The organism is Asanoa iriomotensis (genome assembly GCF_016862515.1).
Taxonomy (GTDB): Bacteria; Actinomycetota; Actinomycetes; order Mycobacteriales; family Micromonosporaceae; genus Asanoa; species Asanoa iriomotensis.
The window spans coordinates 1-10,531 of record NZ_BONC01000126.1 but is presented as its reverse complement, the minus strand read 5'-3'; the positions used below and the strand labels follow the sequence as shown (position 1 = coordinate 10,531).

Genomic DNA, 10,531 nt, shown 5'->3' with positions numbered 1-10,531 from the left:
GGGCCGCTCGCGCGCCGGGCGTCATGTGCTGGTGACGCGGTAGACGTTGACGCGGCCGTAGAGCCGTGTGCGTTCCTGGTCGCTCGCTTGGCTCGAGGTCGGCTCGACGCGTTCGTAGAGGTGTGAAAGGCCGACCCGGTCGACGACGCACTGGTCCTCGACGCTGCGCGTGAGAACGACCGCGCTGGGCCCGCCCACCCGAGCGAGACGTTGGAGCAGGTGCCGCTGCGCGTCGGACGGCAGCCAGTCCAGCACGTCGCACAGGGAGAAGTGGGACCACTGCCCGGGCGTCGCGTCGGCGAGTATCCGTTGCAGCGACTCGCGGTGGAAGCCCACCTCCGTCGGCGCCGCGAGCGCGAGCCGGTGGCTCTCCGCCCGCAGGTAGGGCGGGACCGCTCCGGGGTGGTCGTGGTTGAACTCGCCGGTCAGCGCCATCCAGACGAACCAGTTGGTCTCCAGGTCCGTTTGTGCCAGCCGTTCGAAACGGGCGGTGACGACGTCCATCATGGTCGCGGCCCGGTTCGCGCGGAGGTTTCGCTGCCGTTGCTCGAAGTTCACCCCGGCGCCGAGGAGGAACAGCGGCGTGTTGACCACCGTTCGCAGAGGCCATGACCGCTTGATCGAGGCGAAGATCGGGGAAAGGCGCGCGAGACGATCGGCCGGCGGGAGCCGTTGCAGCGTCCGGAGGAAGTCGGCGTCGACCCCTACCGTCCGCCGGAGCCAGCGCTGGAAGGTGCCGGCCAAGCCCTCCGCGTACAGGTTGTGCCGAAAGCGGTGGTGGTTCGTGCTCCAGTAGCGGCCCACCCACGCCGGCAGGTCGGTCATCAGCGGCCGGAGAGTGCGTTCCGGATCGCCGTGCCGACCCCGGCCGAGCAGTTGGTAGAACTCGGCGTACGACGTCAGCCGCCGGGTCGCGGCGACTTTGAGAGCAGCCAACGCCAGGTGGTGCGGGTTGGTGTCGATGGCGTCGATGCGCGCCGGGTGGGCGGCCAGGAGACCCGCCACACCGCAACCGGCCCCGCTGACCGCCAGCACCCGCGAGTGGGCGTCGAGGCCCAGGACGCGGTTGTCGACCTCCGAGTCCTCGTACAGGAGGGAGAAGGTGAAGACGTGTTTGAAGGTCGCCGCGAATGCGCGATCAGCGAGCGCGGCCATCAGGGTGTCGCGCCACCACTTCGCGTCAGGTCGCCGATCTCCTCCTCGAACCGGGTCATCCACTCACCGATCTCCGGTCCCGACCATTCCAGGTGGCGGGGCGAGTAGTACCACTCGACGCGCGTCGTGCCCTCGACGACCGAACACTCGACGTAGAGCGGTGGTTGTTTCACGCCGGCCTCGGGATCCCACATGTCGCCGAGCGGCGCCTCCCGCAGCGAGAACAGGCCACTGCGGCTCCGCGTCGAGACCTCTCCCTGGAAGTTGAACCACAGGGTCGGCCTCGGCGCGTCGAGGATGCCCTTCCGCACCGTCGGATCGTCATTCAGGTAGCTGAGCGCGTCGAACGACATCCCCGCGGACGGGACACGCGCGAGACGCTCGGCGACCGCGGTCAACGTCTCCGCCGGGCTCTGCTCAGAGCTGTCGTCGAAGGCGAGCGGGAAGGTGCAGTGCAGGTCGCCGACCGTCCGCGCGAGATCGAGGCCGTGCACCGCCGACGGCCTGCCCGAGCTCGACAGCTTGATCGCGAGCCGGCCGCAGCCCCATTGGCGCTGTGCGGTCCGCACCAGCGCCGCGAGCAGGGTCGTCGCGATCGGTGCCCGGCGCCCGTCCGTGAGCGTGTTCCGCAGCGCGCGCGTCTCGTCGGGCCCGAGGTGGCTGCGGGCGCTGGCCAGGTCCTTCATCGTGACGGCCGGATGCACCCGCGAGTCGTACGCGGCCGGCGGCGGCACGTCGAGCTGCGTACGCCAGAAATCCAGGTCGGCGGTCGCGTCCCCGCGCGCGAACTCGTTGACCCAGCGGGAGAACTGCTCGAAGCGCGCCGACGCCCGCGGCAGCAGCAGTGGCTCGCCCCGTTCGTCGAGCTGGCAGAGACGGTCCAGCTCGTCGACCAGGATGCCCAGCGTGACGGCGTCGATGACGAGGTGGTTGACGGTGACGAACAGGCGTTGCCCGGCGCCCGCCGAAACCAGCAGGAGACGCAGCACGGGGCCGTTCTCGAGGCTGAGACGGCGATGCTGGTCGTCGAGGATCGGCACGAGATCGGCCGGCTCGGTCACCGAGACCGACGAGACCGCGAAGCTGCCCTCGACGTCGCCGTAGCGCTGCGCGAACCCGCCCTCGTCCCGCCGGAACCGCAGGCGCAGCGCCTCATGCCGGGCGACCAGGGCGGCGGTCGCGCGCCGGAGGCGTTCCGGCGTGAGCGGCCGATGCACGTCGAGCATGACCGCGCGGTTCCACCAGCTCCATTGGCCGAGCTGCAGGGCGTGCGCCTGCGCGGCGCTGAGCGGGATGTCGCCGGTCTCCGCCGGCTGCCCAGCCTCCGGCGGCTCGGCGGGCGCGACCTCGAACTGCCGCACCACGAGGGCGGCCAGCGCCCGCAGCGTCGAGCCGTCGTCGACGCTCGCCGGCGGCACTCGCGCCCCCGTCCGGTCCTCGATGCGCGCGGCCAGGTCCATCAACCCGAGCGAGTCGAGACCCAGGTCGCGCAGCGGCAGGTCCACCGGCACGTCGTCCGGGTCGGCGAGTTGCAACACGGCCGCGATCTCGGTCTGGAGCAGCCAGAGCACGTACCCGCCCTCGCCCGGCGGCGCCGGCTGCGAGCGGGTAGGCCCGTGCCGCTCGGAGAAAGCGTGCAGCGACCCGCTCGCCCATTGTTCCTTGCATTCGCCCCGCCGCAGCTTTCCGCTGGTCGTCTTCGGAAGGCTGTCGGGTCGCACGAGCAGCACCTCGTGACACTGCACGCCGCAATGCGCGGCCACCGCGGCCCGGATCGCCGACGCTGCCCGCTCGACCGGGACCGGCTCCCTGCTCGCCAGCACCTTCTTGCGCAGCTCGGCCGCCACCACGACCCGCTCCACGCCGTCGACCCGCACCCCGAAGGCGACCGCGTTGCCCGGCCGGAGGATCGGATCCGCCGCCACCACGACCGCCTCGAGATCCTGCGGATGGATGTTGCGCCCGCCGATGATGATGAGGTCCTTGAGGCGCCCGCAGACGAACACCTCGCCGTCGTCGCCGATCACCCCCAGGTCGCCGGTGCGCAGGAACCGCCGCCCGTCGTCGGTCGCCAGGCGCGCGGCGAAGACGGCCGCGTTCTCCTCGTCGGTCCGTCCCCAGTAGCCGGTCGACACGCTCGGGCTCGACACCCACAGCTCGCCGACGACGTGCGGCGGCCGAGGCTGCCGTGTCACGGGGTCGACCGCGACCACCGAGACGCCCAGCTCCGCGTCGGGCACGCCGCTGCCCACGAGGGTCACCGCGGGCGCGCGCGGCGAGGGCGGGACGACGACGCCGTCCCGGTCGAGCACGGCCCGGTCCCCGCGGAGCAGCGTCGGCCGCCGGCCGACCTGACCGCAGACGAACAGCACGGCCTCCGCCATGCCGTACACGTTGCAGAACGACGCCGGATCGAACCGCATCGGGCTGACCGCGGCCTCGAAGCGGTCCATGGTCGCCGCGAGCATCGGCTCGCCGCCCTGGAGCGCGGCCCGCAACGACGACAGGTCGAGGTCGTCGCCGTCGCGCAGGCCGCGCAGCACGTATTCGTAGCCGAAGTTCGGCCCGGCGATGTGCGTGCCGCGGTAGCGGTCGATCGCCTCGAGCCAGAGGCGCGGCGCTGCGAGGAAGGTCAAGGGCGAGAAGGCGATGCAGCGTGCCCCCGTGTGCATCGCGTTGAGGATCCCGCCGGCCAACCCCATGTCGTGGAACAGCGGCACCCAGCCGACGAGCACCGATCCATTGTCGACGCGCGTGTCGCGCGCGATCAGCGACAGGTTGTGCAGGAGGTTCCGGTGGCGCACGACGACGCCCTTGGGCGCCGACGTCGAGCCGGACGTGTACTGGAGATAGACGATGTCGTCGGCGCCGAACCCGCCGGCCGCGGCGGCGAGCCGAGCCGCGGCCGCCGCCGGCTCGGCGCGCTTGACGCGGTTGGACAGGAGCCAGGAAAGCTTGGGCCAGCGCGAGGTCGCACGGCCGCGCAGCAGCCCGTCACGCACCGACGCGAGCGTCGTCAGCGCGCGGTATTTCGCGTGCGTGAGCGCGACGCGGGCGCCGGTGTCCTCGACGATGTGCCGGAGCTTCGGCAGCTCCCGATCGAGATGCCGCGGGTCGGGGCTCGCCACCGGCACCGCGATCGCGCCGAGCAGCATGCAGCCGAAGAAGCTCGTGACGAACTCGAGACCGTCGTCGGGCGGGAAGATCAGCAGGACGCGATCGCCGGGCCCGACCCCGGCCGCCTGGAGGAGGTCGGCGGCACCCGCCGCGCGCCGCACCACCTCTTCGCAATCGGCGGAGTCCGCCTCGTGCCCGTGGCGGTCGAGGAAGGTGTAGAGGGGCGCCCGCGGAGCGACGTCGAGGCGCTCGACCATTCTCGTGAGCAGGCTCGCGGTCATCCGTGACTCCGGGGAACGAAGGGAACCGGTGCGGATGGGACGCTACACCCACCCTCATGACAGGGACTCCGCGAAGCGGGTCACGAAGCGGGTCAGGGCGGACGGGTCCGGTGCGTGGTCCGGGTTGATCTCCGTCAGCACCAGGCCCGCGAACGACGGGCTCGCCGTGAAGACGGACAGGCTCGTCGCCAGCTCGTCGAGGGTCAGGCCGATCGGGTCACCGCCCGAGTCCGGGACGTCCGCGATCGGAGTGTCGACAAAGGACAGCACATCGACGTCGCAGTGCAGCACGAAGCGCGGCGCCGCCGACTCGATCGCACCGCGGGCCCGCCGGGCGGCCGCGGACGGGTCGGCGTGGACCTCGTCGGCGTGCAGGTGGGTGATGCCGAGCTGGTCGAGCATCGCCAGCTCCACGTCGCCCGGCGGCAGCGCGTGGCCGTAGGAGACGACCTTGTCGGACGTCAGCAGCGGCACCGACCGCCCGACGGCGCCCAGCTCGGCCACATGGCCCGGCACGCCCAGCATGCACGCGAGACCCATCGCGTCGAGGTTGCCGTTCGGCCGCGTCGACGGCGTGAACAGGTCGGGCCCGCCGTCGACGTAGAGCAGGGCCGGCGGGTCGGCGAACCCGGCGACCACGCCCACCGTGATGGAGCAGTCGCCGCCCACGACCAGCGGTAGCAGACCGGCGTCGAGGATCCGGGCGGTCGAGGCCGCGACCTCCGTAGCCACCCGCGCGACAGCGGCGGCGTTCTTGGCCGAAGGCCTGTCGAGGTCGGGCCGCCACCGGACCGACGGCAGGTCGCCGTGGTCGTCGACCCCGCCCAGGGCGCCGACCAGCCCGGCGGAACGCACCGCCGCCGGCCCCTTCTCCAGCCCCGGTGTGTGCGCACCCGCACTGGACGGCACACCCAGCAAACCCCACCGCGTATCCATGACCGTGATGCTCACACGGCCCACCGACAAAAAGCCGGGCCGGTGTCACATCCGCCGCGGCGGCGGTGCTCTGTCAGTGTGGACGTCGAAGGGCGAAGCGCAGCCGGCGCGGTGTTGGTCGGGCGGAGAGGCGGCGCGGTGGTGACGAGCGGGGCCGTCCGGGCCGACCTCGAACAGGTGTTCCGGTCCGCGTACCCGCGGGTCGTCGCCGTCGCCGCCCGCGTGCTCGGCTCCCGTTCGGAGGCCGAGGACGTGGCACAGGAGGTGTTCCTGACCTTCTGCCGGTCGACCGTGCCGGCCGCGGAGGCGCCGGGTTGGCTCTCCGTGGCGGCCGCGCACACCGCGCTCAACCACCTGCGCTCCGGCCGGCGGCGGGCGACCCGCGAAGTGGCCGCCGGCCACGCCGCCACCGTCGCGCCGGATGTCGCCGACGCGGTGGTCACTCTCGACGAGCGTCGGCGGGTACGCGCGGCGCTGGCGCGACTGCCCCGCAGGCAGGCGATCGCCCTGGTCCTGCGGCACAGCGGCCTGAGCTACGCCGAGGTCGCCGCCGCCCTCGACCTCTCCACCGGCAGCGTGGGCACCACCGTCCGGCGCGCCGAGTCAGCCCTTCGTGAGGAGTTGAACCGTCATGCGTCATCCGACTGACGGCACGCTGCGCCGGCTCCTGGACGAGCCGGCCGGGGTCGCCGAGGCCGACCGCGCACACGTCGCGGGCTGTGAGAAGTGCCGGGTCGCCCTGGCCGAGGCGACGCGGGACGCCGACGCGGCCGCCGACTCGCTGCGGGTCGACGCCGCCACCGACGTCGACGCCGCCTGGGAGCGGCTGTCCCGCGCGGCCGAGCACCACCCCAGAGCCACGACGCGCGCCCCACGCCGCTGGCGCACCCTGCTGCGCAGCCCCGCGGTCGCCGCGGTCGGCGTCGCCGCCGTCCTCGTCGGTGCCGGCGCCGCGGCCGCCGGCGACTGGCTGCAGGTCTTCCGCACCGAGCGCATCGCGCCCGTCACCGCGCCTGAGGCCGACCTCGTCCAGCTGCCCGAGCTCGACCAGTTCGGCGACGTCGTGGTCACCGAGGCCGTCGACATCCGGCCGGTCGCCGACGCCACCGCCGCCGCGAAGGCCAGCGGGCTGACGGTCCCCAAGGTCGGCGCGTTGCCCCGCGGCGTCACCGGCGAGCCCACCTACCACGCCGGCGCCCGGGCGAGCGCCGTGTTCACCTACCGCGCCGCCAAGGCCGAGGAGACCGCGCGCGCCCGCGGCCGGACGCTCCCGCCTCCACCGCCCGGCCTCGACGGCAGCCAGTTCCGGTTCACCGCCGGCCCCGGCTTCGCGGTGATGTGGGCCGCCGAGCGCCCGTTCCCGGCCCTGGTGGTGGCCCGCGCGGTCGCGCCCAGCGCGTACTCGACCGGTGTGCCCTTCGCGACCGCCCGCGACTATCTGCTGTCGCTGCCCATCCTGCCGGCGAACGTCGCGGCCCAGCTGCGGAGCTTCTCCAGCGACGGCACGACGCTGCCGCTGTTCATGTCGGTCGAGCACATGACCAGCACGGCCACCGACGTCGGCGGCGTGCCGGCCACGCTGCTGACGTCGAAGGACGAGACGCTGGCCGCCGTGGTCTGGCTCGAGGGCAACGTGGCCACCGCGGTGGCCGGCCCGCTGCGCGGCGACGAGGTGCTGGCCGTGGCCCGCGGGCTGGGCCCCCGGTGAGCGCCACCGCACAGCCGGGCGACACCGCGGCGCAGGTGCTCGGCGCGCTGCCACCCACCGCGGCGGTGTGGTGCTCGGGGTTGCGCAAGCGGTACCGGCGCCGCACCGCGGTCGACGACGTCTCGTTCACGGTCGGCCGCGGCGAGGTGGTCGGGCTGCTCGGCCCCAACGGCGCCGGCAAGACCACGGTGATCAAGATGCTGCTCGGCCTGGTGCGGCCCGACGCGGGGGAGGTGCTCCTGCTCGGCCGGCCGGCGCGCGACCCGCGGTCCCGGGCCAAGGTCGGCTATCTGCCCGAGCTGTTCCGCTATCAGCCGTGGCTCACCGCCGCCGAGGTGCTCGCGCTGCACGTGCGGCTCGCCGGGGTCTCCCGGCCCGTTGCCGAACAGAGCGAATGCCTGGGCCTGGTCGGCCTCGCGGACCGCGCCGACGACCGGGTCGGCGGCTTCTCCAAGGGCATGCAGCAGCGGCTCGGCCTGGCGGTGGCCCTGGTGGCCCGCCCCGAGTTCGTGGTGCTCGACGAGCCCACCAGCGCGCTGGACCCGCTCGGCCGGGCCGACGTGCGCGACCTGCTGCTCTCCCTGCGCGAGCGCGGGGTCGCGGTGCTGCTCAACTCCCACCTCATCGGCGAGGTGGAGCGGGTCTGCGACCGAGTCGTCATCCTCGACAAGGGCCGCATCGCCGCCGCCGGCACCCTCGCCGAGCTGCTCGGGCAGCGCGAGCTGCGGCTGCGGCTCGACGAGGTGGGCGTGGACGCCGAGGCGCTGCTGGCCGGCGCCGGCAAGCTCACCCGCGACGGTGACGCATTCACGTTGGCGCTGGACGACACCGCCGACGTGCCCGACCTGGTCGCCGAGCTGGTCGGTCTGGGCGTACGCGTGCACGCCGTCGAACCGGGCCGGATCAGCCTCGAGGAACGGCTGCTCGACATCCTCCGCACCGGGCACACCGAGGAGCACCGATGATCGTCCTGACCGTCGCCGCCCTGACCCTGCGGGAGGCCGCCCGCCGCCGGGTGCTGCGCGCGCTCGCGGTGATGACGGTCCTGCTGCTGGGCCTGAGCACCTGGGGCTTCCACCAGCTCGACGCGGAGTTCGGCGGGCTCACCAGCGGCGAGGCGCGGATCGCCGCGTCCACCGTGCTCAACCTGGTGATGTTCGGGCTGAGCCTGATCGCCGCGCTCGGCACCGCGTTCCTCGCCGGCCCGACGATGGCCGGCGAGATCGAGTCCGGCGCGGCGCTGGCGATGCTGGCCCGGCCGATCCGCCGCTCGTCGGTGCTCGTCGGCAAATGGCTGGGCCTGGTGGTGTTCGGCAGCGGCTTCGTGGCCGTGGCCGGCTTCGCCCAGTTCCTCATCGTCTGGTTCACGATGGGCTACTGGCCGCCGGATCCCGTCACCGGGTTGGCGTTGCTCGCGGCGCAGACCACCGCGCTGCTCACCCTGGGCCTGCTGCTCAGCACGGTCATCTCGCCGATGGCGTCGGGCATCGTCGCGGTCGGCCTGTTCGGCGCGACCTGGATCGCCGGCGTGGTCGGCGGCATCGGCCAGGCGCTCGACAACGAGAGCGTGGCCCGCATCGGCGCGGTCTCCCGGATGCTGCTGCCCACCGACGGCCTCTGGCGCGGCGCGATGAACGCGTTCCAGGACCCGGGCGTGCTGCTCGCGCTCGGCCCCGGCATGCAGGGCCATCCGTTCATGGGCGAGGCGCCGCTGACCGTCGCCTACGTCGGCTGGGCGGCGGTCTGGGTCGCGCTGGTGCTGGGCCTCGCGGCCCTCTCGTTCCAGCGCCGCGACCTCTGAAAGCTCCCATTGACAAAAACTTCCTTTACGTAAAGGCTAGTTTTCGTCATGAGAGACGTCGTGTACCTCGATCGGATCGAGCAGGCCGAGGTCCTGCTCAAGCCGCAGCGCATCGAAGTGCTGCGGCAGCTCGCCGACCCTCGGTCGTGCACCGAGGTGGCGGTCGAGCTCGACCAGACCCCGCAGCGGGTCTACTACCACGTCAAGCGCCTGCTGGAGGCCGACCTGGTCCGGCAGGTGGCCGAGCGCCGGGTGCGCGGGATCCACGAGGGGATCTACCAGGCGGCCGGCCGGTCCTACTGGCTGTCACCGGGCCTGGTGGGCCGGATCGGGCTGCGCCAGACCCGCGACCGGCTCAGCCTGGGCTACCTGGTCGACCTGATGGAGAGCGTGCAGGCGGACGTCGCCGCGCTCGACCTCGACCGGCCCGACCTGCCGTCGATCGGCATGTCCGGCGAGATCCGGGTGCGCCCGGAGCGGCGCCAGGAGTTCCTCGGCGAGTTGCAGCAGACGCTGCAGGACCTGTTCACCCGGTACGGCGGTGCCGAGGGCGACGCGTTCCGCCTGGCCGTCGCCTGCTATCCGAAGGGAGATCCCGATGAAGGAGCCTGACCTGCGCCTGCGGGCGGTCGTTCCGGCGCCGTTGACGGTCACGTACGAGGCGCTGACCGACCCGGCCGCGCTGCGCGTCTGGCTGGCCGAGCACGCCGACGTCGACCTGCCCGGCACCTACCGGTTCTGGGGCCGCTTCACGCCCGACGGCGCCGAGCCGCGCCAGCGCGTCCTGCACGTGGACGAGCGCACCATCCGGTTCGCCTGGACCCTCGACGGCGTGGAGACCACGTCGCAGTTCGAGGTCGCCGAGGACGCGGCAGGCACGCTGGTCACGCTGAGCCAGACCGACCTGCCCAGCTTCGCGGAGGTGCTGTCCGACAAGGCCGGTCCCCGTGGCGAGCTGCAGACGTTCTGGACGTTGGCGATCGCCAACCTGGCCGACTACCTGGCCGGCCGCGAGCTGACCCCGAAGTGCGACTTCACGTCGAGCGACCTGCGCGCGTCGGTGGTCATCGACGCGGCACCGGAGCAGGTCTTCGACTCGCTGACCCAGGCGGAGCACTACCGCCGGTGGTCCGGCGCCAACGTGGACATCGAGCCCGAGGTGGGCGGCCGCTTCGCGATGGGCGGCTTCGACCTGGACCCGGGCGGGGCGAGGTTCATCGAGTTCGAGCCGGGCCGCACGGCGACGGTGCGGTTCGCCGACGGCATGACCAGCAGCTGGGAGCTGGAAGGCTCCGACGGCAAGACCCGGCTCACCACGACGCAGAGCGGTTTCGACCCCGCCAACCCGCCGTACCCGGGCTGGGCCGGCCTGCTGACCGGCCTCGCCGCACTGCGCCGCTACCACGAGCAGCCGACCTGGCCGTCGATCTGGCGCCAGATCGAGGTCGCCGGCCTGCCCGAGGGGATGTTCGCGGATTAGGTCCTGTCCTGCCGGTCAACGTGAGCCGAGACGGAGTCCAGGCGTCGTCTGGT

The 10,531-nt window shown here is 73.0% G+C and carries 9 protein-coding genes; 6 read left to right on the top strand and 3 right to left on the bottom strand.

Annotation, left to right across the window (positions count from 1 at the left end; all coding sequences use genetic code 11):
* Positions 1 to 21: 21 nt before the first annotated feature.
* From Air01nite_RS39530 to Air01nite_RS39520, 3 genes are read right to left on the bottom strand one after another with little or no spacing between them, the layout of a single operon-like run.
* On the bottom strand, positions 22 to 1,155 hold the full coding sequence (locus Air01nite_RS39530; protein WP_203708550.1) for a DUF3419 family protein: 1,134 nt from the start codon (positions 1,153 to 1,155) through the stop codon (positions 22 to 24).
* The gene (locus tag Air01nite_RS39525; protein ID WP_203708549.1) at positions 1,155 to 4,553 is read right to left on the bottom strand and encodes a fatty acyl-AMP ligase; all 3,399 of its coding nucleotides are present in this window, start codon (positions 4,551 to 4,553) and stop codon (positions 1,155 to 1,157) included. Before Air01nite_RS39525 ends, Air01nite_RS39530 begins: the two co-directional genes overlap by 1 nt.
* A 54-nt stretch (positions 4,554 to 4,607) precedes the next feature.
* Positions 4,608 to 5,489, bottom strand: coding sequence for an arginase family protein (locus Air01nite_RS39520; protein WP_203708548.1), 882 nt, complete (start codon positions 5,487 to 5,489; stop codon positions 4,608 to 4,610).
* A gap of 141 nt (positions 5,490 to 5,630) precedes the next feature.
* On the opposite strand from Air01nite_RS39520, the gene Air01nite_RS39515 reads away from it, so the two are divergent.
* Genes Air01nite_RS39515 through Air01nite_RS39490 form a run of 6 tightly spaced genes read left to right on the top strand, consistent with a single transcriptional unit; the run spans position 5,631 to position 10,478 of the window.
* Positions 5,631 to 6,137: a sigma-70 family RNA polymerase sigma factor gene (locus Air01nite_RS39515; RefSeq protein ID WP_239091277.1), complete on the top strand. Its 507-nt coding sequence runs from the start codon at positions 5,631 to 5,633 to the stop codon at positions 6,135 to 6,137.
* The gene (locus tag Air01nite_RS39510; protein WP_203708546.1) at positions 6,121 to 7,197 is read left to right on the top strand and encodes a hypothetical protein; all 1,077 of its coding nucleotides are present in this window, start codon (positions 6,121 to 6,123) and stop codon (positions 7,195 to 7,197) included. The genes Air01nite_RS39515 and Air01nite_RS39510 overlap by 17 nt, the downstream gene beginning before the upstream one ends.
* The gene (locus Air01nite_RS39505) at positions 7,194 to 8,162 is read left to right on the top strand and encodes an ABC transporter ATP-binding protein (RefSeq protein ID WP_203708545.1); all 969 of its coding nucleotides are present in this window, start codon (positions 7,194 to 7,196) and stop codon (positions 8,160 to 8,162) included. Before Air01nite_RS39510 ends, Air01nite_RS39505 begins: the two co-directional genes overlap by 4 nt.
* Positions 8,159 to 8,998 (top strand): ABC transporter permease, encoded by an 840-nt coding sequence (locus Air01nite_RS39500; protein ID WP_203708544.1) that lies wholly within the window; start codon positions 8,159 to 8,161, stop codon positions 8,996 to 8,998. The genes Air01nite_RS39505 and Air01nite_RS39500 overlap by 4 nt, the downstream gene beginning before the upstream one ends.
* A gap of 48 nt (positions 8,999 to 9,046) precedes the next feature.
* Positions 9,047 to 9,610, top strand: a complete 564-nt coding sequence (locus Air01nite_RS39495; RefSeq protein WP_203708543.1) for a winged helix-turn-helix domain-containing protein — start codon at positions 9,047 to 9,049, stop codon at positions 9,608 to 9,610.
* Positions 9,597 to 10,478: an SRPBCC family protein gene (locus Air01nite_RS39490; protein WP_203708542.1), complete on the top strand. Its 882-nt coding sequence runs from the start codon at positions 9,597 to 9,599 to the stop codon at positions 10,476 to 10,478. Before Air01nite_RS39495 ends, Air01nite_RS39490 begins: the two co-directional genes overlap by 14 nt.
* Positions 10,479 to 10,531 lie beyond the last annotated feature (53 nt).

Bases quoted from the DNA above. Each gene is read 5' to 3' on its own strand.
- Air01nite_RS39525 (WP_203708549.1), bottom strand. From the start codon at position 4,553: ATGACCGCGAGCCTGCTCACGAGAATGGTCGAGCGCCTCGACGTCGCT.
- Air01nite_RS39500 (WP_203708544.1), top strand. From the start codon at position 8,159: ATGATCGTCCTGACCGTCGCCGCCCTGACCCTGCGGGAGGCCGCCCGC.
- Air01nite_RS39520 (WP_203708548.1), bottom strand. From the start codon at position 5,489: ATGGATACGCGGTGGGGTTTGCTGGGTGTGCCGTCCAGTGCGGGTGCG.
- Air01nite_RS39495 (WP_203708543.1), top strand. From the start codon at position 9,047: ATGAGAGACGTCGTGTACCTCGATCGGATCGAGCAGGCCGAGGTCCTG.
- Air01nite_RS39510 (WP_203708546.1), top strand. From the start codon at position 6,121: ATGCGTCATCCGACTGACGGCACGCTGCGCCGGCTCCTGGACGAGCCG.
- Air01nite_RS39490 (WP_203708542.1), top strand. From the start codon at position 9,597: ATGAAGGAGCCTGACCTGCGCCTGCGGGCGGTCGTTCCGGCGCCGTTG.
- Air01nite_RS39530 (WP_203708550.1), bottom strand. From the start codon at position 1,155: ATGGCCGCGCTCGCTGATCGCGCATTCGCGGCGACCTTCAAACACGTC.